Source organism: Actinomadura sp. B10D3 (genome assembly GCF_039871695.1).
In the GTDB taxonomy this organism is placed as follows: Bacteria; Actinomycetota; Actinomycetes; order Streptosporangiales; family Streptosporangiaceae; genus Spirillospora; species Spirillospora madurae.
Genome location: NZ_JBDPLY010000010.1, coordinates 192274 through 212012, shown reverse-complemented (window position 1 = coordinate 212012; position 19739 = coordinate 192274). Strand labels below are relative to the sequence as shown.

At 72.9% G+C, this 19739-nt stretch carries 19 protein-coding genes; 6 read left to right on the top strand and 13 right to left on the bottom strand.

Annotated elements, in window-relative coordinates:
• Nucleotides 1-27: 27 nt before the first annotated feature.
• The 4 genes from mmsA (at nucleotide 28) to ABGB11_RS17835 (ending at nucleotide 5018) form a co-directional block, all read left to right on the top strand.
• Nucleotides 28-1611: a multiple monosaccharide ABC transporter ATP-binding protein gene (mmsA, locus tag ABGB11_RS17850; RefSeq protein WP_347634072.1), complete on the top strand. Its 1584-nt coding sequence runs from the start codon at nucleotides 28-30 to the stop codon at nucleotides 1609-1611.
• Nucleotides 1608-2927: a multiple monosaccharide ABC transporter permease gene (gene mmsB, locus ABGB11_RS17845; protein WP_347634070.1), complete on the top strand. Its 1320-nt coding sequence runs from the start codon at nucleotides 1608-1610 to the stop codon at nucleotides 2925-2927. Before mmsA ends, mmsB begins: the two co-directional genes overlap by 4 nt.
• A gap of 86 nt (nucleotides 2928-3013) precedes the next feature.
• A complete protein-coding gene (locus ABGB11_RS17840) occupies nucleotides 3014-4117 on the top strand; it encodes a sugar-binding protein (RefSeq protein ID WP_347634068.1) in 1104 nt (367 codons plus the stop codon).
• Nucleotides 4118-4250: 133 nt separating this feature from the next.
• Nucleotides 4251-5018, top strand: coding sequence for an AfsR/SARP family transcriptional regulator (locus tag ABGB11_RS17835; protein ID WP_347634066.1), 768 nt, complete (start codon nucleotides 4251-4253; stop codon nucleotides 5016-5018).
• A gap of 27 nt (nucleotides 5019-5045) precedes the next feature.
• Here ABGB11_RS17835 and ABGB11_RS17830 read toward each other — a convergent pair whose 3' ends face one another.
• From ABGB11_RS17830 to ABGB11_RS17795, 8 genes are read right to left on the bottom strand one after another with little or no spacing between them, the layout of a single operon-like run.
• A complete protein-coding gene (locus ABGB11_RS17830; RefSeq protein WP_347634064.1) occupies nucleotides 5046-5672 on the bottom strand; it encodes a TenA family protein in 627 nt (208 codons plus the stop codon).
• Nucleotides 5669-6415, bottom strand: coding sequence for a glutamine amidotransferase (locus tag ABGB11_RS17825; RefSeq protein ID WP_347634062.1), 747 nt, complete (start codon nucleotides 6413-6415; stop codon nucleotides 5669-5671). Before ABGB11_RS17825 ends, ABGB11_RS17830 begins: the two co-directional genes overlap by 4 nt.
• Before the next feature lie 60 nt (nucleotides 6416-6475).
• Nucleotides 6476-7552 carry a phosphotriesterase-related protein gene (locus ABGB11_RS17820; protein WP_347634060.1) on the bottom strand — a complete coding sequence of 359 codons (1077 nt, stop codon included), beginning with the start codon at nucleotides 7550-7552 and terminating at the stop codon, nucleotides 6476-6478.
• Nucleotides 7549-8565: an ABC transporter permease gene (locus ABGB11_RS17815; protein WP_347634058.1), complete on the bottom strand. Its 1017-nt coding sequence runs from the start codon at nucleotides 8563-8565 to the stop codon at nucleotides 7549-7551. The genes ABGB11_RS17820 and ABGB11_RS17815 overlap by 4 nt, the downstream gene beginning before the upstream one ends.
• 2 nt (nucleotides 8566-8567) lie before the next feature.
• A complete protein-coding gene (locus ABGB11_RS17810) occupies nucleotides 8568-9323 on the bottom strand; it encodes an ATP-binding cassette domain-containing protein (RefSeq protein WP_347634055.1) in 756 nt (251 codons plus the stop codon).
• Nucleotides 9323-10333, bottom strand: a complete 1011-nt coding sequence (locus ABGB11_RS17805; protein ID WP_347634053.1) for a substrate-binding domain-containing protein — start codon at nucleotides 10331-10333, stop codon at nucleotides 9323-9325. Before ABGB11_RS17805 ends, ABGB11_RS17810 begins: the two co-directional genes overlap by 1 nt.
• 1 nt (nucleotide 10334) lies before the next feature.
• The gene (locus tag ABGB11_RS17800) at nucleotides 10335-11288 is read right to left on the bottom strand and encodes a carbohydrate kinase family protein (protein WP_347634051.1); all 954 of its coding nucleotides are present in this window, start codon (nucleotides 11286-11288) and stop codon (nucleotides 10335-10337) included.
• Nucleotides 11285-12160 carry a BtpA/SgcQ family protein gene (locus ABGB11_RS17795; RefSeq protein ID WP_347634049.1) on the bottom strand — a complete coding sequence of 292 codons (876 nt, stop codon included), beginning with the start codon at nucleotides 12158-12160 and terminating at the stop codon, nucleotides 11285-11287. Before ABGB11_RS17795 ends, ABGB11_RS17800 begins: the two co-directional genes overlap by 4 nt.
• Before the next feature lie 140 nt (nucleotides 12161-12300).
• Here ABGB11_RS17795 and ABGB11_RS17790 point away from each other — a divergent pair, with 140 nt between their 5' ends.
• Both ABGB11_RS17790 and ABGB11_RS17785 read left to right on the top strand, forming a co-directional pair.
• Nucleotides 12301-13335 (top strand): LacI family DNA-binding transcriptional regulator, encoded by a 1035-nt coding sequence (locus ABGB11_RS17790; protein ID WP_347634047.1) that lies wholly within the window; start codon nucleotides 12301-12303, stop codon nucleotides 13333-13335.
• A gap of 50 nt (nucleotides 13336-13385) precedes the next feature.
• Complete coding sequence (locus ABGB11_RS17785; protein ID WP_347634045.1) at nucleotides 13386-14492, top strand: M20 family metallopeptidase; 1107 nt, start codon at nucleotides 13386-13388, stop codon at nucleotides 14490-14492.
• Between the two features lie 663 nt (nucleotides 14493-15155).
• Here ABGB11_RS17785 and ABGB11_RS17780 read toward each other — a convergent pair.
• From ABGB11_RS17780 to ABGB11_RS17760, 5 genes are all read right to left on the bottom strand, one after another.
• Complete coding sequence (locus ABGB11_RS17780; RefSeq protein ID WP_347634042.1) at nucleotides 15156-16391, bottom strand: cytochrome P450; 1236 nt, start codon at nucleotides 16389-16391, stop codon at nucleotides 15156-15158.
• Complete coding sequence (locus ABGB11_RS17775) at nucleotides 16388-17029, bottom strand: ATP/GTP-binding protein (protein WP_347634040.1); 642 nt, start codon at nucleotides 17027-17029, stop codon at nucleotides 16388-16390. Before ABGB11_RS17775 ends, ABGB11_RS17780 begins: the two co-directional genes overlap by 4 nt.
• Complete coding sequence (locus ABGB11_RS17770; protein WP_347634038.1) at nucleotides 17010-17372, bottom strand: DUF742 domain-containing protein; 363 nt, start codon at nucleotides 17370-17372, stop codon at nucleotides 17010-17012. The genes ABGB11_RS17775 and ABGB11_RS17770 overlap by 20 nt, the downstream gene beginning before the upstream one ends.
• Nucleotides 17369-17773: a roadblock/LC7 domain-containing protein gene (locus tag ABGB11_RS17765; protein ID WP_347634036.1), complete on the bottom strand. Its 405-nt coding sequence runs from the start codon at nucleotides 17771-17773 to the stop codon at nucleotides 17369-17371. Before ABGB11_RS17765 ends, ABGB11_RS17770 begins: the two co-directional genes overlap by 4 nt.
• 133 nt (nucleotides 17774-17906) lie before the next feature.
• Nucleotides 17907-19544 carry an ATP-binding protein gene (locus tag ABGB11_RS17760; protein ID WP_347634034.1) on the bottom strand — a complete coding sequence of 546 codons (1638 nt, stop codon included), beginning with the start codon at nucleotides 19542-19544 and terminating at the stop codon, nucleotides 17907-17909.
• Between the last annotated feature and the right edge of the window lie 195 nt (nucleotides 19545-19739).

The following is a 19739-nucleotide window of genomic DNA, read 5'->3' as shown; positions in this document are numbered from 1 at the left end:
CGGGCTGCGGGGCAGGGGGCATCGGGCATGAACCCCGCCAAGGACACGCGCCCCGGCGAGGACGCCGGTTCCGCCCCGTACCTGCTGGAGATGCGCTCGATCACCAAGACGTTCCCGGGCGTGACCGCTCTGGCGGACGTCAACCTGGCGGTCCGCACCGGCGAGATCCACGCCATCTGCGGCGAGAACGGCGCCGGGAAGTCCACCCTCATGAAGGTGCTGAGCGGCGTCCACCCGCACGGCACCTACAGCGGGGAGATCATCTACCGCGGCGAGGAGGTCAGGTTCGGCGACATCCGGGCGAGCGAGAGCGCCGGCATCGTGATCATCCATCAGGAGCTCGCCCTGGTACCGGGGATGTCGATCACCGAGAACGTCTTCCTCGGCAACGAACCGCGGCGGGGCGGAGTGATCGACTGGAAGGGCGCGCGCCACCGCGTCCTCGAACTGATGGAGCAGGTGGGCCTCAAGGAGGACCCCGACGCGTTCGTCAGCGACATCGGCGTCGGCAAGCAGCAGCTCGTCGAGATCGCCAAGGCGTTCGCCAAGGACGTGAAGCTGCTGATCCTGGACGAGCCGACCGCGGCCCTGAACGAGACCGACTCGCGGCACCTGCTGGACCTGCTGCGCGAGTTCAAGCGGCAGGGCATCACCTCGATCATGATCTCGCACAAGCTCAACGAGATCGCGGCCGTCGCCGACTCGATCACGATCCTGCGCGACGGGCGGACCATCGAGACGCTCGACGTCCAGGCCGACGGGGTCGACGAGGACCGCATCGTGCGCGGCATGGTGGGCCGCGAGCTGAGCGGCCGGTTCCCCGAGCACACCCCCGACATCGGCGAGGTGTTCTTCGAGGTCCGCGACTGGACCGTGCGCCACCCCGTCTCCGCCGAGCGGCTGGTGTGCCGCAACTCCGGTTTCACCGTTCGCCGCGGTGAGATCGTCGGCTTCGCGGGGCTCATGGGCGCCGGGCGCACCGAGCTCGCGATGAGCCTGTTCGGCCGGTCCTACGGGGTCTGGGAAGGCGGGCACGTCTACAAGGACGGCAAGGAGATCCAGCTCAAGACGGTCGCCGACGCCATCGAGCACGGCCTGGCCTACGTGAGCGAGGACCGCAAGGCGATCGGGCTCAACCTCCTCGACGACATCAAGACCTCGGTGGTCGCCGCCAAGCTGTCGAAGATCGCCCGGCGCGGCGTGATCGACCGGGTCCGGGAGCACCGGGTCGCCGACGAGTACCGGCAGAGCCTGCGGATCAAGACGCCGACGGTCGACGAGGGCGTCACCAAGCTGTCCGGCGGCAACCAGCAGAAGGTCGTGCTGGCGAAGTGGATGTTCACCGACCCCGACCTGCTGATCCTCGACGAGCCGACGCGCGGCATCGACGTGGGCGCCAAGTACGAGATCTACGGGATCATCCAGCGGCTCGCCGAGCAGGGCAAGGGGGTCATCGTCATCTCCTCAGAGCTGCCCGAGCTGATCGGCCTCTGCGACCGGATCTACACGGTGTTCGAGGGGACCATCACCGGCGTGGTGCCGCGCGACGAGGCCGACCCCGAACTCCTCATGAAGCAGATGACCTCGACCAAGAAGACGGCGACGCCATGAGCCGATACCAAGAGCTGAAGAAGAACCTCTTCGGGGGTACCACGTCCAACGCCCGGCAGTTCGGGATGATCTTCACACTGGTGGCGATCATCCTGCTGTTCCAGTTCCTCACCGAGGGCCTCACCCTGACCTCGGGCAACCTCATCGCGGTCGTCAGCCAGTACTCCTACATCCTGATCCTCGCCGTCGGCATGCTGATGGTGATCGTCGCCGGGCACATCGACCTGTCGGTCGGCTCGGTCGCCGCGTTCACCGGCATCATGGTCGCCAAGGCGATGCAGGAGTACGACCTGCCATGGCCCGCGGCAATCGTGTTCGGCCTGCTCGTCGGCGCGGTCATCGGCGCCTGGCAGGGATTCTGGGTCGCCTACGCCGGGGTGCCGGCGTTCATCGTCACGCTGGCGGGGATGCTGCTGTTCCGAGGCGCGAACCAGTACGTCGGCAACGCCGACACGGTGCCGGTCCCGGAGGGCTTCCGCAAGATCGGCGCCGGCTACCTGCCCGAGGTCGGGCCCGACACCGGCTACAACAACCCGACCCTGCTGCTCGGCCTCGCCGCCTGCGTCGCGGTCGTCTGGCGGGAGTGGCGCGCCCGGCAGGTGCGGCAGCAGATGAACGCGGAGCTCACCCCGCTGTGGGTCTCGGGGGTCCGGCTCGCGGTGATGCTCGGCGTCATCATCTTCGCCACGCTGCGCTTCGCCGGCGGACGGGTCGGCACCAGCCTGCCGATCTCCGGCATCATCCTGGCCGCCCTGGTGATCGCCTACTCGTTCTACACCCGCAACGCCGCCGGCGGCCGGCACATCTACGCGGTCGGCGGCAACTCCCGCGCCGCCGAGCTGTCGGGCGTGAAGCTCCGCCGGGTCAACTTCCTCGTGATGACGAACATGGGGATCCTCGCCGCGCTGGCCGGCATGATCTTCGTCGCCCGGTCCGCCGCCTCCGGACCGCAGGACGGCCTGAACTGGGAGCTGGACGCGATCGCGGCGGTGTTCATCGGCGGCGCCGCCGTCTCCGGCGGCCTCGGCACCGTCAGCGGCTCGATCGTCGGCGGCCTGGTCATGGCCCTGCTCAACAACGGCCTGCAGCTCGAGGGCGTCGGCTCGGACCGGGTGCAGATCATCAAGGGCCTGGTGCTCCTGCTCGCCGCCGCCCTGGACGTCTACAACAACCGGCAGGGCCGCTTCTCGGTCATCGGATCGGTCATGCGCCCGTTCCGGCGGGACGGCGGTCCGACGCCGCCGCCGAGCGCGGCGCCGCCGGACCGCGAGCCCGGCACGGCCGACAAGGCGGACCAGGCCGCGGCCGCCGGCTGACCCTCCGCGGCCGGCCGGCGGGCTCCACCGCCGCCGGCGCGGCATCCACCCCCCCCGGGCACGACACCGAGAAAGGTCATCCGACAATGCGCTCACTCTTCACCAAGGCCCTGGCGGTGGGCGCGGCGGTCACGCTCGCGCTCTCCGCCGCGTCCTGCTCCAACGAACGGGAAGGCTCCAGCGGCGGCGGCGACGGCGAGAAGGGCTTCCCCAAGGACTCCCTCATCGGCGTCGCGCTGCCCGCCAAGACGTCCGAGAACTGGGTCCTGGCCGGCGACCTGTTCACCAGCGGGCTCAAGCAGGCCGGGTTCAAGGCCGACGTCCAGTACGCGGGCGCCTCGACGACGGTGGCCGACCAGCAGGCGCAGATCTCCTCGATGGTCACCAAGGGCGCGAAGGTCATCGTCATCGGCGCGACCGACGCCGCGCAGCTGTCCACCCAGGTGGCGCAAGCCAAGCAGTCCGGCGCGATCGTCATCGCCTACGACCGGCTCATCACCAACACCAAGGACGTCGACTACTACATCGCGTTCGACAACTTCAAGGTCGGCCAGTTGCAGGGACAGGCCCTGCTGGACGGCATGAAGGCAAAGAAGGCGAAGGGCCCCTGGACCATCGAGCTGTTCTCGGGCTCCCCCGACGACAACAACTCCGCGGTCTTCTTCGAGGGCGCGATGAGCGTCCTCAAGCCGCTCATCGACAAGGGCGAGGTCAAGGTCGGCTCCGGCCAGACGGACATCAAGCAGACCGCGATCCAGGGCTGGAAGGCCGAGAACGCGCAGCAGCGCATGGACTCGCTGCTGACCTCCACCTACAGCAAGACGAACGTCGACGGCGTGCTGTCGCCGAACGACACCCTGGCCCGCGCGATCCTCACCTCGGTCAAGGGCGCCGGCAAGCCGCTCCCCGTCGTCACCGGGCAGGACTCCGAGGTCGAGTCCGTCAAGTCGATCATGGCCGGTGAGCAGTACTCCACCATCAACAAGGACACCCGCAAGCTCGTGGCGGAGACCGTGAACATGGTCAAGTCCCTGCAGAGCGGCGAGAAGCCCCAGATCAACGACACCAAGTCGTACAACAACGGCGTCAAGGTGGTGCCCGCCTTCCTGCTCCCGCCGGTCATCGTGACCAAGGAGAACGCAGGCCAGGCGTACGCCGACGACCCCAAGCTCGCCCCGCTCACCAAGTAGACGGCCGGACGGTCCGGCGGGGCCGACGCCCCGCCGGACCGCACCCGGAGAGGCCGGGCACCGCCCCGTCCGATCTCGTCCGAATTCGTCCAGCCGGTTGCTGAGAGGGGTGGAACGCGCGTTCGATGCCGCCATGGTCGAGTTCGCGAGATCGAGCCAAGGCACGGGCGCAGCACAGGTCATTTCCGTCGGTCTGCTGGGCCCGTTCTCCGTGGCGGTGAATGGACGGCCGACGGCGCCGACGGCCGGACGGCTGCGCGTCCTGCTGGCCGTCATGGCCCTGTCGCCGGGCCAGGCGGTGACGGTCGACCGCCTCGCCGCGGCGGCGTGGGGCGAGGAGGACCGCCCGCACAACGTGCGGCGCAGCGTCCAGACGTACATCGCCCGGCTGCGGAGCCGGTTCGGCGCGACGGCGATCGGCTCGACCGCCGACGGCTACGTCCTGTGCGCCGAGCCGGAGAACGTCGACTCGCTCCGGTTCCTCGGCATCCTGAACAGAGCCGGCACGGCGGCCACCGCCGAGGAGGAGCGCGCCCTGCTCTCCGAGGCACTCGATCTGTGGCGCGGAGAGCCCCTGGAGGGGGTGCCGTCCGCCCGGCTCCGGGAATCGGAGGGGCCCTGGCTGCTCGAACGCTACCTCACCGCTCTGGAACGGCGGATCGACCTGGATCTCGCCGCCGGACGGCACCGGGAGCTGATCGTGGAGCTGAGCGAGCTGGCGGCGCGGTACCCGCTCCGGGAACCCCTGTGGTCGCGGCTGCTCATCGCCCTCGGCCGGTCCGGGCGCCGCGCCGACGCGCTGACGCGGTACGAGACGATCCGCACGCGGCTCTCCGGCGAGCTGGGCGTCGACCCGGATCCGGACCTGCAGCGCACGTACTTCGAACTGCTGGCGCGGTAGCCGCCCGGCATCGGCAGGGCGCCGGACTCAGGCGTAGACGGCGTCGTGGAAGGCGATCTCGGCCTCCAGCATCCCCGCGAACCAGCGGGCGAGCCGGTCGTCCGGGATGCCGGCGGGCAGGCCGTCCACCTCCCGGGCGAGCGCGTCCACGCCCGCGCGGAACGCCTCGTCCGCGTGCATGGCCACCCAGTCGGCGACCGGGCCCGCCGGGACGCGGCCCTCCCGGCGGGCCCGGCTGCACCAGGTCGAGTAGAGGCTCTCGGCGGCGAACAGCACGGTCACCACCGCCGGGTACCCGCCCTCGCGGGCGCTCGCGAGGGCGAACTCCGACAGGACCGCCGCCCGCCGCGCCGCGTCCTGGCGCGCGGGGACGGGCCACGCGGCCCGCGCGGCGTCGAAATAGGCGGCCTGGTCGGTCATCAGCGCGTGGACGGCGCGGGCGTTGCGCTCCATCGCCCGCCGGCCGGGCGCGTCCCACACCGCGAGGCCGTGCAGCCGTGCCGCGGTCTCGACGAAGGACGCCTCGATGGCCAGGTAGTCGGCGTACGCCTGGTCGCCGATCACGCCCGTGCGGACCTCCTCGGCGAACCGCATGCCCAGCGCTCGCCCCATCGGCTCCGCGCACGCCTCCCGCAGCCGGTGCGAGCGGCTCATCGCGCCAGCCACTCGACGAGCCCGCCGAACACCCGGGCATAGCCGTCCCATTCCTCGCAGAACGGCGCGGGCGCCCAGTGCGGCGAGCAGTCGGAGGTGAACACGGCCGAGCGGCCCGCCCCGTACGGCCCGACGGCGACCAGCGGGTCGGCGCCGAGCGTGGCCAGGACCTCGGTGCCGGGCCTCGGCAGGACGCGGTTGTACCCGAGCAGGAGCGGCCATTCGCCGGTGACGCCGCCGAGGGCCGGGTGGCCCGCGACGGTCACCTCGGCGCGCGCCCCCGCGGGAAGCTCCACGCGGTCGTCCTCGGGGAGCAGCTCCACGGGCAGCACCTCGTGCAGGACGGTGTTGCGGAAGGCGGCCTTGGCCTCGAAGCCGGTGAACGACAGGTAGCCGCCCACCATCAGGAGGCCGCCGCCGTCCCCCACCCAGCCGCGGAGCGCGCCGAGCCGGTCCGCGCCCGGCACCGCTCGCTCGAAGACCTCGGGAGCGAGCTGCAGGGAGTTCGCGCCGATATCGGAGAGCACGACCACGTCGTAGGAGGCGAGGGCGTCCGCGTCCGCCGGGAACCGCGCCGGGACGAGGTGCGCGGGCAGGTGGGTCACCTGGTGGCCGCGGCTCTCCAGGGCGCGCCGCAGCGGCTCGACACCGACGACGTAGGAGCTGGTGGTGAACGAGTCCACCCCCTTGATGTGGGTGGACTGGGTGATCCAGCTCTCGCCTGCGATCAGGACGCGGCTCACGTGTGATCCTTTCTGGTCGTTTCCGGGTGGGTGACGCCGGACCGGTCCCGGCCGGCGTGGTCAGGCCGCGGCGTCCTCGAACAGCCGGGCGGGGTTGGCCCGCAGGAGCCCCTGCGCGACGTCCGCGGCGACGCCGAGCGCGGTCAGCCGCCGGACGAACAGCTCCGGCACGTAGCGGAAGCCGTTGCCCCCGTACGCGGTGAGCATGCTCTTGAGGAACACGTCGTGGCTGAGCAGCAGGCGGCCGGCATGCCCGCGCCCGATCAGCCGGGCGATCGCGCGCGCCGTCTCGTGCGGGGCGGGCGACCGCCCCTCGCCCGGGTAGGTGAACGGCATGCCGATCATGTCGAACTCCAGCCAGACGCCGCGCTCGGCGACGGCGTTCTGGTAGCCGGGGTCGTCGTGGGACGGGTCCATGTGGCACAGCACGACGGCGCCGGGCGGGACGCCGCAATCGCCCAGGACGATGTCGAGCACCTCGTGCGCCCGGCGCTGCCAGCCCGGCAGGTGCACGTAGAGCGGGACGCCGGTCTCGCGCTGCGCCCGCGCCGCGGCGCGCAGCGCCGTGTGCTCGCCGGGGGTGAAGTCCGGTGAGACTCCGATCTCCCCGATCACGCCCGGCCGGACGCCGGTGCCGCCGGCGCCGTCCGCGAACTCGGCGACCAGCCCGGCGGCGAGGGTCCTCTCGTCCGCCTGCGCCAGGTCCGCCGGGTGGTGGCGCTCCAGGTACCAGCCCGAGCCCATCACGATCCGCAGCCCGCTGCGCTCGGCCAGCGAGCGCAGGGCGAGCGGGTCGCGCCCGATGCCGTCCGGGGTGACGTCGACGACCGTGCCGCCGCCGGCGCCGGCGAACGCGCGCAGGTCCGCGAGCATCGCCGCGTCGTCGTCCAGCCGGCAGTGGTCGAGGCAGGCGTAGGGCTGCTCCCGCAGCAGCCACGCCAGACCCGGTTCGGTGCGGGCGTCGCGCAAGAAGGCCAGTGACGGGTCCTCCGGCTCCGTGACCGCCGCGCGGAGGTCGTTGCGCAGGTGCTCGTGGGTGAGGGTGAGCCCGAGCCCGGCGCTGGAGACCGGGCCCGTCACCGTCGTCACCGCGACCGCGCCCCCGGCGGCCGGCGTGGTCCCGCCGTCCGCCGTCATGGCCCGCGGACCAGGTGGGACGCCAGGTCGGCCAGCGAGCGGCCGCGCAGGTTGACCCAGATCGCGGCGAGCAGGACCAGGCCGGTGACGATCGGGGTGAGGAACGGGCTCACGTTGAGCAGGGTCAGCCCGTTGGCGATCACGCCGGTGATCACCGCACCGATGATCGTGCCGGTCATGGTGCCCCGGCCGCCGAACAGGTCGGTGCCGCCGAGCACGACCGCGGCGATCACGGTGAGCTCGAAGCCCTGCCCCGAGTTGGCCGATCCCGAGCCGAGCCGGGCCGCGGTGAGCAGGCCCGCCACGCCGGCCGCCAGCCCGGCCAGCATCAGCGTGATCATCTTGATCCGGGCGGTGTCCACCCCGGCCCGGCGCACCGACTCCTCCTGCGACCCGATGCCGTTGACGTAGCCGCCGAACCGCGTCCGGGCGAGCAGCACCGCGCCGATCACGACGGCGGCCAGCGCGATCCAGGCCAGCGCCGAGAAGCCGAGGAAGTCCGCCTCCCCGATCTTGGCGACGTACAGCCGCCGGTCGATCGGGACGGAGAAGCCCTGGGTCCACAGCTGCGCCAGCCCTCGGATCACCGACATCGTCGCGAGCGTGACGATGAACGGCGGGATCTTCTGGTAGGCCGCCAGCCAGCCGTTCACCGCGCCCCAGAACAGCCCGGCGAGCAGCGCGGCGACGATCACCAGGGACGAGTCCCAGCCGGCCTTCAGCATCTCGGCGGTGCCGACCGCGACGAAGGCCACCGTCGAGCCGACCGACAGGTCGATCTGCCCGGTGGTGATCACGAACGTCATCGCCACCGCGACGATCAGCGTGATCGCGACCTGGGTGGCGAGGTTGGAGATGTTGTCGAAGCTCAGGAAGTTGTCCGCGCCGATGCCGAAGCCGGCGAACAGCAGGACGGTGACGGCGGCCATGGCCAGGGTCGCCTTGTTGGCGCGTTCCCACCAGCCGGGCGTCTCGGCCAGGACGGTGGGCGCGGGGGCTGCCGGGGCGCTCATGGTCAGGCCACCTCCTCTGCGGTGCCGGTCCCGGACCGGGTGATCATGGCGACGAGCCGCTCGATGTCCAGGGCGGACACCGGCTCGTCCTCGACGCTGCGGCCCTCGTACATCACGGTGATGCGGTCGCAGACCTCGAACAGGTCCTGCAGCCGGTGGGTGATCAGGATGACCCCGACGCCGCGGGAGGCCACGTCCCGGATCAGGGCCAGCACCTGGCGGACCTCGGCGACGGCGAGGGCGGCGGTCGGTTCGTCCAGGATCAGCACCCGCGGCTCGAACGACACGGCACGGGCGATCGCGACCGCCTGCCGCTGCCCGCCGGACAGGTGGCCGATCTCCTGGTAGGTGGACTTCACGCGGACGTGCAGTTCCGACAGCGTCTCGGCGGCCCTGCGGTGCATCGTCCGGCGGTCCACGAACGGGCCCCGGCGCGGTTCGCGGCCGAGGAACAGGTTGCTCGCGACGTCGAGGGTGTCGCACAGCGCCAGGTCCTGGTAGACGATGCCGATCCGCTCGCGGCGGGCGTCGGCCGGGCTCGCGAACCGGACGTCGCGGCCGTCCAGCGTGATCTGGCCGGAGTCGTGCTGCACGGCGCCGGCCAGCACCTTCATCAGTGTCGACTTCCCGGCGCCGTTGTCGCCCACGAGGCCGAGCACCTCGCCGGGCGCCAGCGTCAGGTCCACCCCGCGCAGCGACTGCACCGCACCGAACGACTTGGTGATGCCGCGCAGCGCGACCAGTGGTCGATCGCCCATCACTTCTCCAGGTAGTACAGGTAGCCCTTGACGTTGGCCGGGGTCACGATCTGGGTCGGGACGGGCACGTCCTTCGGCGCCGTCCGCTTGCAGGCCAGGTCGACCGCGGCGTTCATCGCCTCGTAGCCGAACCGGAAGGTGTTCTGCTGGACGACGCCGGTGATCCAGCCGGCCCGCAGCCCGTCCACCGCCTGCTGGGACAGGTCCCAGCCGACGACCTTCAGGCCGTCGGTGCGCTGCTGCCCGACCACCGCGGCCGCCAGGCCGATCAGGGCGGGCTCGCCGGTGGCGTAGGCGTAGGGCAGGCCGGGGTTGCCGGTGAGCAGGTTCTCGGCGGCCGTCTGGGCGTTCTCCTGGATGTTGCGGCCGTCCACGACTGTCTTGATCTTCATGCCGCCGGCGGTGACCGCGTCGGCGAAGCCCTTCTGCCGCTCGTTCTGGATCGTGCTGTTCAGCGCGCCCACCACGCCGATCTCGCCCTTGCCGCCCGACTGCTTCACCAGCGCCTCCCCGAGCTGCCGGCCGCCCTCGGCGTTGGCGGTGCCGACCTGGGTGGCGACCGCGGGGTCGTCGACGGTGGCGTCCACCGCGACGACCGGGATCCCGGCCGCCTCGGCCCGCCGGATCGCGGGCTTGATGCCCTCGGTGTCCACCGCGTCCACGATGATCGCGTCGTAGCGGCCGGCCACCATGTCGTCGATCGCGTTGGCCTGGGTGGTGGAGTCGTCGTTGCCGTTGACGATCTGCACCTGGGCGCCCGCCTTGCGGGCCACGGTCTGCGCGCCGGTGTTGATCTGGTTGAAGAACAGGGCCTGGAGGTTGATCGGCACGATCCCGATCTTGGGTGCGCGGCCCTGGACCTTGCAGGCCTGCGCCACCCGCGCGGGCGGCGGCGGGCCCTGCTCGGTCGCCTTCTTCTCGGCCTCGATCTCGCGGCGGGCCTGCACGTCGCAGCCGACGGCCGTGAGCAGCAGGACCGCCGCCGCCGCGGCCGTCACCGTTCGTCGCATCTCATCTCCTCTCGGCGGGGCCGGGCGAGTGCGGCGCCCCGCCCGCGGGGGCGTCGGTACGTGTCGGTTCTGTCGGGGTCGCTCGGATGTGGGCGAGGACGGCCTCGCGGCGCGGCAGGCCGTCGCGGGCGCCGGGCCGGGTGCACGACAGGCCCGCCGCGACGGCGGCGACCCGGGCCGCGTCCGGCGGGGACGCGCCCAGGTCCAGCTCCGCGCAGTAGGCGCCGGCGAAGCAGTCGCCCGCGCCCGTGGCGTCCACGGCGGTCACCTCGATCGCGGGTCCGCCGTGCCGCCCGCCGCCGGGCGTGAACAGCGTCCAGCCCCGGGCACCGTCCGTGACCACCAGGTGTACCCGATGCTCGGACGCGGCCGCGGCGAACGCGCCCGCGTCCGCGCCGAGGAACGCCGCGGCCTGGGCCCGGCCGACGATCGCGTGGTCGGCCGCGTCCAGGGCGGCGCGCATGGCCCGCGGGCCGTCGCAGCCGTCCAGGTCGACCACGAGCGCGGGGCCGCCGGGACCGCCCGGCACGGCCGCCGCCGCGGGGAACCGGTAGCCGTCGAGGTAGAGCCAGTCCGCGCCGGCCGCGCGGGCGCGGCCCGCGACGTCCGCGACGTGACCGGGGGTGACCTGGTCGTCCTGGCTGATGATCGAGCGCTCGCCGTCCGGGGTCAGCAGGACGACGGCCGTGGTGAGGACGCCCGTGCGCGACGTCCAGTCCGTGCGGACGCCGTCGGCGTCGAGGGTCCGCAGGAACTCCGTGCTCAGCGGGTCGGGGCCGACCGCCCCGGCGAACCGGGCGTCGGCGCCCATCCGGGCCGCGGCCACCGCCGCGTTGGCCGCCATCCCGCCGTCGCCCCGGCGGACGGCGGTCGCCTGGACGCGCGCGGCGGGGCCCGGCAGCACCGGAACGGCGACCGTAAGGTCGGCGTTCGCGTAGCCGCAGAAGACGATCACGGCAGGTCCACACCGGCCTTGGCCGCGGCGGCGGTCAGCTCGCGCACCTTCGCCGCGTCCACGCGGCCCCACCACCGGCCGTTGTCCTTGACCGAGGACGCGACGATCACCCCGTCGCACGCGGCGACCAGTCCCCCGACGTTGCCCGCGGTGATCCCGGACCCGATGACCACCGGCAGCGCGGTGTGCGCGGCGATGCCCTCGACCTCGTCCAGGGCTGCGGCGTCCCCGGTGCGCGAGCCGGTGGCGATGAGCACATCGGCGCCGAAGAACTCGGCGTCCTCGGTCTGCTCGGCCAGCGTGCGGTCGGCGACGATGGCGTGCGCGCCGTGCTTGACGTGGACGTCGGCGAAGACCTTCACCGGGCCCGCGCCGATCCGGCTCCGGTAGCGAGCGGCGTGGGCGGCCTGGCCCTCGATGATCCCCTCGTTCGCGACGTAGGCGTTGGCCCACTGGTTGACCCGGACGAAGCCGGCGCCGCCCGACCAGGCCGAGGCGATCGAGCACTCGGCCGCGTTCGACAGCACGCTCACGCCGAGCCGCCCTCCGGTGGCGTGCCGGACCCTGTCGGTCACCACGGCCATGGCCGCCGCGGTCTCGTACCCGTGCTCGCCCGGCTTGAGGAACGGGATGTCCCAGTGGTTCTCCACGATGAGTCCGTGGCAGCCGCCCTCCAGGTAAACGCGCGCCTCCCGCACCGCGAACGCGCAGATCTCGTCCAGCGGGACGCCCTCGTAGTGCGGGCTGCCCGGCAGCGGCGGCAGGTGCACGACGCCGATGACGACCTTCGGGGTGCCGAACAGCTCCACCAGCGCGTTCGGCCGCGCCGGGAACACCCCCGGCGCCCGCTCGCTCCCCGCCGACTCCGCCATGGCACCTCCATGTAATCGATTACAGTGCGATTCACCGAACCGTAGATAGCGACCAGCCCGACCGTCAAGGGTCTATGCTGCGGTAAGTACGTTGCTGACCACGAAGATCAGCCGTTGAATCGGTTCGGAGAGGTAAACGATTGCAGCGACCCACGATCGCCCAGGTCGCCGAGCGCGCGGGGGTCTCCACCGCGACGGTCTCGCGCGTGCTGTCGGGCCGCGGCCCGGTGTCGGCCGGGGTCCGGCGCAAGGTGCGGCGTGCCGCCGAGGAGCTCGGCTACCAGGTCAACCCCATCGCCCGCGCGCTGCGCAACAGCCGCACCGACACCGTCGGCATGGTCGTGCCGAGCATCTCCAACCCGTTCTTCACCTCGCTGGTGGAGAGCGTCGAGCACGCGCTCGGGCGCGAGGGCAAGGAGCTGTTCCTCTGCGACGCCCGGTCCGATCCGGAGATCGAGGCGCGACGGCTGGCCACGCTCGTGGCGCGCAACGTCGACGGCATCATCGTCAGCCCCTGCCACGGCACCGAGAGCGGCCCCGCCGTCCAGGCCACGGCCGACCGGCTGCCGCTCGTCCAGCTCGACCGGTTCGTCGGCGGCACCAGCACCGACTGGGTCGGGGTGGACGACATCGCCGCGATGCGCCAGGTCATGGACCACCTCCGGGAGGGCGGGGCCCGCTCGGCGGCGTTCGTCGGCTCGCTGCTCACCAACTCCTCGACCGAGCAGCGCTTCGCCGGGTTCCGGCGCCGCGCGGAGGAGCTGAGCATCGCCGTGGACCCCGACCACGTGCTCCTCGGCGACTACAGCGTGGCCTGGGGGGAGACGGCCGCCGCGCGCCTGATCACCGAGGGCGGCCCGCCCGACGCGATCGTCTGCGCCGACGACCTCATCGCCCTGGGGGTCACCCGCGCCTGCCGGGCGCACGGCGTCGGCGTTCCCGGGACGGTCCAGGTCACCGGGTACGACAACATCGAGTTCGCGCGGCTGGGCGAGCCCGCGCTGACCACCGTGGACCAGCCGCGCGAGCGGATCGCGGCCGAGGCGGTGCGGCTGCTGGCCGCCGCGGCGGCCGCGCAGGGCGAGGAGGGCGGGCGCGGCACGTCCGCCCGCGTCGCGCTGGTGCCGTCCCTGGTGGTCCGCGAGAGCACGCGGGCGGGTGCCCCGGCACCCTGACGCCGAGCGGCCCGCGCACGGGCGGGCCGATCCGAAGCGGGAGGACGGAGATGGGCGAGGTACTGGACGCGCTGGAGCTGGCGCGGCGGCTGGTGCGGCTGGACACCCGAGGCGGCGGCGAGCGCGCGGCGGCCGACCTCGTCGCCGGAGTGCTGGACGACGCGGGGTTCGACGTCGTGCTGCGGGAGCCGGTGCCGGGCCGGGCCAACGTGACCGCACGGACGGGCCCGGCCCTTCCCCGGGTGCCGGTGACGTTCACCGGGCACCTCGACACCGTGCCCGCCGACCCGTCCGGCTGGTCGTTCGACCCGCTGGGCGGCGAGGTGCGCGACGGGCGGCTGCTGGGCCGCGGCAGCAGCGACATGAAGGCCGGGGTCGCCTGCCAGGTCGAGGCGGCGGTGCGCGCCTCGCGCGACGGCGGGTGCCCCGTCCAGCTCGTGTTCACCTTCGGCGAGGAGACCGGCTGCGAGGGCGCCGCCCGGCTCGGCGCGGACGCGACGGCGCCGGCGGACCTGCTCGTCGTGGCGGAGCCGACCGGCAACCGGACCGTCCTCGGGCACAAGGGCGCGCTCTGGCTGCGGGCGACCGCCCACGGCGTCTCCGCGCACGGCTCCCGCCCGGAGCTGGGCCGCAACGCCCTCGCGGCGCTCGCCGCCGCGGCGACGCGGGTCCACGGCCACCCGGACTGGCCCGTCAGCCCGACCCACGGGCCGGTGACGGTGAACGTCGGCACGTTCCACGCCGGAGTGCAGCCGAACCTGGTCCCCGACCACGCCGAGATGGGCATCGACGTCCGCACGGTCCCGGAGTTCGGCTCCGGCGACGCCGTCGCCGCGATCGCCGGTCTGTGCGGCGCGGAGATCGCGGTCGAGCGGCTGGTGGACCTGCCCGGCATCGCGACCGACCCCGCAGCGCCGGGCGTCGCGGACGTCATGGAGATCCTGGAGCCGGAATCGTCCGCACACCGCCCGCGATACGCCACGTACTTCACCGACGCCTCGGTGCTGGCGGCGAAACTCGGCGACCCCGCCGTGGTGGTCTTCGGGCCCGGCGACCCGGACCAGGCCCACGTCACCGACGAGACCTGCTCCGTCGCCGGGATCGCATCGGCCGCCGAAGCCTTCTACGCCCTCCTCCGCCGGCTCGCAGCCGCCTGACGGGTCCCGAGCGTCCGAGCCGTGCCGGGAGCCGCACGGCCAGGTGGTCGACCAGGGCGCTGACGCGCCGCGGGACGTGCCCGTCCTCTCCGACCAGGGCGTAGATGCCGGCGGCGGGGGTCGGCGCGTGCGGGAGGACGTGGACGAGCTCGCCGCGTTCCGGATGCGGTCCGACATGCCATTCCGAACGCATGTCACACCGCGGCCCTCCAGCGCCCAGCCGGTCACCACGTCGCCGTCGTTGCTCGACAGGCTGCCCCGGACGCGCACATCCCGGGCGCGGTCCGCGTCCCCGAAGCGCCAGAGCGCGAAGTCGCTCTCGTTCTCCCGCAGCAGGATGCAGTCGTGGCCGTCCAGGTCCTCGATGGTCTCCGGGGTGCCGTGCTCGGCGAGGTAGGACGGCGACGCGCAGGGCACGCGCCGAGCGTGGCCTCGACGACCACGGCCCTGCGCAGGCCCCCGGCCTCGTCGGCGATCATGTCTTCGAGCTCGCGCACCTGGTCCAGGAGCGCCTCCACGCGCGCGGCGTACAGCTCGCCCTCCGAGGTCGGCACCAGCCGCCGGGAGCCGCGCCGGACGAGCCGCACGCCGAGGCGGCGTTCGAGCGCGCTCAGCCGCTCGCAAACTGGAGGTCGTCCACCGGCGAACGGCTCCGGTGACGCCTCAGCGGGGCGTCATGGCCGGGCTGAATCTGACCGGCAGGGAGGCCAGGCGGCGGACCCAGAATGACGGGAGCCACAGGAGTTCGTCGGGTTCGACCGCGAGCTCGATGTCGGGCAGCCGGTCGAGGAGCACCTCGATCGCCGTCCTGGCGATGACCTCGGCGAGCTCGGGGGCCGGGAAGGGGCATCCGTGGTCGCCGTGCCCGAACGACAGGTGGGCGCGGTTGCCCGCGCCCGTGCCGTGCGCCGGCGGCTGGACCTGGGGGTCGGCGTTCGCCGCGGCCCACCCCAGGATCAGCATGTCCCCCGGGCGGATCCTGCGCCCCGCCAGCTCGCAGGCGTGCACGGCGAAGCGGCCGATGTTGTTCTGGGACGGCGTGTCCTCCCACAGCACCTGGTTGAGCGCCTGCGCGACGCTTCCGCGGCCGCCCTGGAGCGTCACGGCGAACTGCTCGTCGACCAGCATCAGCCGCAGCGTGTTGCCGATCCAGTGGCCGGTGGGCAGATGGCCGGCGCTGATCATGGGGATCAGGTCGCTGACCAGCTCGTCGACGGTGTAGTTCGCGGAATGCTGGAGCAGGCGGGACGTGACGTCCGGCCCGGGATACGCCCTGCGGGACTCCGCCAGCCTCGCCATGGTCTTCTGGAGCCGCTGGTACGCCGCGACGGCGTTCTCGTCGGTGCCCGCCACGGCCTGGACGTCGCGCATCATGTCGGCCGCCTCGGAGTCGGGCACGCCGAAGAGCCCGACCATCACCAGCGGCGGGAGCAGGTCGGCGAACTGGCTGCCGAGGTCGGCCTCGCCGTCCCCGGCGAACCCGTCGATCAGCTGGTCGGCGATGCGCTCGCAGCTGTTGCTCAGCTCGGTGCGGTCGACGGCGTCGAGCGCGTCGCTGATCGCCGCGCTGCGGCGCTTGTGGTCCTCGCCCTCGGCCATCATCACCGACGGGTTCCAGCCCACGAACGGCAGCAGGGACCAGTTCTCGGGCACCATGTCCCAGGCGTTCCAGCGGCGGGTGTCGCGGGCGAACAGGCCGGGGTTGGAGGTGACGTGGTTGACCTCCCGGTACCCGATCACGTACCAGGCGGGGATGTCGCCTTCGAGCAGGACGGGCACGACCGGGCCGTGCTCGCGGCGCATGCGCTCGAAGAAGTCGCTCGGCCGCTGGTCGAACTCCGCCCCGTACAGGCGGACGGCGTCCTCCTCGGCGGGCGGCCGGCGGGTCTCGTCGGTCACTGCGCTGCCTCCTGGAGTGCGGCGGGATCGTGGAGCGTGGTGAGGTGCCGGACGAGCGAGATCAGCACGCCCTTGCAGGAGTCCCGGACCCGGGCGTCGCAGTCGATCAGCGGGACGTTCTCGGCCAGCGACAGCGCGTCGCGGACCTGGCCGAGCGTGGGCTTCGGGCCGGTGTCGTCGAAGCGGTTGACCGCCACGACGAACGGCATCCGGTGGTGCTCCAGCCGGTCGAGCGGGTAGAAGGAGTCCTCCAGGCGGCGCGTGTCCACCAGCACCACCGCGCCGAGGCTGCCGGAGAACAGCTGGTCCCAGATGAACCAGAACCGCTTCTGGCCGGGGGCGCCGAACAGGTAGAGCACGCGGTGGTCGTCCAGCGAGATCCGGCCGAAGTCGAAGGCGACCGTGGTGGTCCGCTTGTCGGCGACGCGGCTCGGGTCGTCGATGCCGACCCCGGCCTTGGTCATGACCTCCTCGGTGCTCAGCGGGCGGATCTCGGAGATCGAGCCGACCATGGTGGTCTTCCCGACGCCGAACCCGCCCACGATCACTATCTTCAGGGCGTCCCGTGCGGTGCTGCGCAGCGGCACCCCGCCGGCCGGTCCGGTCCCCTCCGGGTGGTCAGAGTTCTTGGAGTCCAACGAGCACCTGCTTCAACGTTTCCGGGTCGGCCAGGTGGGTCGTCGCGGTGGCCGAGGTCGGATGGCGGACGGTGATGTGGCCGGTGTCGCGCAGGTCGAGCAGCAGGATCTTCACCACGCTCACCGGAAGTCTCAGATGGGAGGACAGCTCGACCACGGCCATCGGCCGGTGGCGGCACAGCCGCAGGATCACGACATGCTCGGACTGCATGCCGCGTGCCGGGTCGTTCTCGGCGATGACCAGCGTGACGAGGTCGAGGCCGTCGCCGTCGACCCTGCTCCGCCCCCCGGTGACGGTGTAGAGCCGGTCGGGATCGTCGAGGTCCAGGTGACGCGGGTTCATCTCGATGCGGCTGTGCGCGGTGCCGCGGTCAGATAGCCGCCGATCTGCTCCACGAGCTCGTTCATGCTGTGTCCGACGAGCCCGACGTCGGCGTCGTCGCGGGCCACCACGGCCAGGTGGGCCCCGTCGCCGGCGGGGATGATCAGCAGCAGCCCGCCGGCGAACTCCACCATCGACTGCCCGGCGCCGACGCCGGTGCCGAACTCGTGGGAGGCGGTCAGGGACAGGCTCTGGATCCCCGAGGCGATGGCCGCGAGCTGGTCGGCCTTGTCGTTGTCCAGTCCGTCGGTGTGGCAGATCTTCAGGCCGTCCCTGGACAGCACCAGGACGTGCACGATGCCGGGGGCGCGGTCCACGAGGGACGCCAGGAGCCAATCGAGTTGGCGCTCGTCGCTGCTCATCGAGATCACGGGGCGGCACCGGCCGCAGATGCGCGCCCCTGCCTCCTATCTGTCGGTGCTGCGGTCCGGGCGAGGATGCCGGGACCGGGCCGGCCCGGCGATCCGTCCGCCGCGCGGGCCGGGGCCGTGGGCCCTACTGGTCGTGTTCTTGTGTGGACGTGGTGTCGTGCTCCCCGGAGTCGCCCGAGGAGCCGCCGGTCGTCCGGTGGCGCCCCGAGGCGGACTCGCGAAACGCCGCGAACCGCGCGCCCGGGTCGCGGGGCCGGGGAGCGGGGGACGCCTGCTCCGGGACCGTCCCGGCGAGCGTGGCGCCGCGGCGGCGCTTAGGCAGGTGCACCTTGCCGTCGGCGCCCTCCGGGCCCGGCGCCCCCGCCGTGGCCATGGCGGGTTCGCGAGCTTTGGAGGGGGCGTCCCTCGGTGCGCTCCGGAGGGACTCGGCGAGGGTTCCCGCAGGAGCGGTGTCCAGGGGCTGGGTGATGAGCTGGCGCGGGATCAGCACGACCACGCCGACGCCGCCGCGCGACGAGGGCCGGAAGCTGACCTTCAGGCCGTGCTTGCCCGCGAGCCGCCCGACCACCGCCAGCCCGAGCCGGGTCCCCGGCAGCGACGAGAGGTCGGCGGCCTCGGAGACCAGCCGCTCGGCGCGCTCCCGCTCGCGCTGGCGCATCCCGAGCCCGCTGTCCTCGACGGTGACGACGACGCCCGCGTCCTCCTCCTCGGCGTACACGTGGACGGCGGTGCCGTGCGGGGAGAAGTTGGCGGCGTTGTCCATCAGCTCGCCCAGCGCGTGCATGACCCCCTCGGCGGCGAAACCGGCGACGGCGGCGGTCGTGGTCGAGTGGTACTGGACGCGCTGGTACGAGGCGATCCGGCCCATGGCGCCGCGGATGACGCTCTCCATCACGATGGGCTTGGTCCAGCGCCGCCCCGAGCGGCCCCCGCTGAGCAGGGCGATGCTGTCGGCGAGGCGTCCCATCTGGGAGACGTGGTGGTCGAGGTCGAGCAGGTCGCCGAAGACCTCGTCCTCGCTGTACTGGTCCTCCAGCTCGCGCAGCTGGGCGAGCATCCGCGTGGTCTGCGCCTGGATCCGCGCCGCCGCGCTCGCGCAGGCCGCCATGGCGGCCGCCCTGGTGCGCTCCCCCGCGGCGAGGCCGCCGGCGAGTTCGCGCAGGAGCCGTTCCAGCGCCGCGTGCGAGGGCGCCGCGATCTCGGCCAGCACGGAGTCGGCCGAGGCGCGGTCCTTGCGGATCCGCTCGATGAGGAGGGGCAGCGTCGTGTCGGCCAGCCGCGCGACCTGCTCCTCCAGGGTGGCCAGCTCGGCCCTGGCCTTGGCGGCGCCGCGCTCGCTGGTCGCGACCCCCTCCGCCACCATGTGCACCAGGCGGCCCAGCACGTGGTCCGGCTGCCGCCCGGTGAGCGTCTCGTCCGGAGCCGCCCCCTCGTGGAGGCGTCCGATCAGCGAGGGCAGCGGCCCGTCGAGCAGTTCCTGGAGCCTGCGCTCCAGCCGGTCGCCCTCGCCCTCCATCCGGGCCAGCCGGTCACGGAAGCCCCGCGCGCACTCGAAGTAGTAGGCCGCCGCGCCGATCGCCAGGCTGACGGTCAGCGCCGCGACGCCGCCCCCCAGCGCGACCAGCGCGCGGGACCCCCCGTCCACCGCGAGCAGCGCGCCCAGCCAGGCGCCGCCGACGACGATGGCCGCGAACGTCCAGATCCAGAACGCGCGTTCCAGCGCGGCGCGTTCGAGGCGTGCGAGACCTGCTGGTGTTGCCATCCATCGTGTCCCTGTGAGCGGTGGCGACGCGCGCGGGGCTCCATCGACCCGTCGCTCGGCGCCCATTACGGACTTAAGGCGTGATCAGAATGCACCATAGATCGCACGCGCACAGGCTTTCCCGGAAACCCGAGCGATCTTCGTCTTGGCGGCCTGCGCGCTCCGGACCGAGTGACCAGCCGGTCGCTGACCAGG

Excerpts from the sequence above, each read along its gene's own strand:
- mmsA (WP_347634072.1), top strand. The coding sequence starts at position 28 with ATGAACCCCGCCAAGGACACGCGCCCCGGCGAGGACGCCGGTTCCGCC.
- mmsB (WP_347634070.1), top strand. The coding sequence starts at position 1,608 with ATGAGCCGATACCAAGAGCTGAAGAAGAACCTCTTCGGGGGTACCACG.
- ABGB11_RS17840 (WP_347634068.1), top strand. The coding sequence starts at position 3,014 with ATGCGCTCACTCTTCACCAAGGCCCTGGCGGTGGGCGCGGCGGTCACG.
- ABGB11_RS17835 (WP_347634066.1), top strand. The coding sequence starts at position 4,251 with ATGGTCGAGTTCGCGAGATCGAGCCAAGGCACGGGCGCAGCACAGGTC.
- ABGB11_RS17830 (WP_347634064.1), bottom strand. The coding sequence starts at position 5,672 with ATGAGCCGCTCGCACCGGCTGCGGGAGGCGTGCGCGGAGCCGATGGGG.
- ABGB11_RS17820 (WP_347634060.1), bottom strand. The coding sequence starts at position 7,552 with ATGACGGCGGACGGCGGGACCACGCCGGCCGCCGGGGGCGCGGTCGCG.
- ABGB11_RS17815 (WP_347634058.1), bottom strand. The coding sequence starts at position 8,565 with ATGAGCGCCCCGGCAGCCCCCGCGCCCACCGTCCTGGCCGAGACGCCC.
- ABGB11_RS17810 (WP_347634055.1), bottom strand. The coding sequence starts at position 9,323 with ATGGGCGATCGACCACTGGTCGCGCTGCGCGGCATCACCAAGTCGTTC.
- ABGB11_RS17805 (WP_347634053.1), bottom strand. The coding sequence starts at position 10,333 with ATGCGACGAACGGTGACGGCCGCGGCGGCGGCGGTCCTGCTGCTCACG.
- ABGB11_RS17795 (WP_347634049.1), bottom strand. The coding sequence starts at position 12,160 with ATGGCGGAGTCGGCGGGGAGCGAGCGGGCGCCGGGGGTGTTCCCGGCG.
- ABGB11_RS17785 (WP_347634045.1), top strand. The coding sequence starts at position 13,386 with ATGGGCGAGGTACTGGACGCGCTGGAGCTGGCGCGGCGGCTGGTGCGG.
- ABGB11_RS17770 (WP_347634038.1), bottom strand. The coding sequence starts at position 17,372 with ATGAACCCGCGTCACCTGGACCTCGACGATCCCGACCGGCTCTACACC.
- ABGB11_RS17765 (WP_347634036.1), bottom strand. The coding sequence starts at position 17,773 with ATGAGCAGCGACGAGCGCCAACTCGATTGGCTCCTGGCGTCCCTCGTG.
- ABGB11_RS17760 (WP_347634034.1), bottom strand. The coding sequence starts at position 19,544 with ATGGCAACACCAGCAGGTCTCGCACGCCTCGAACGCGCCGCGCTGGAA.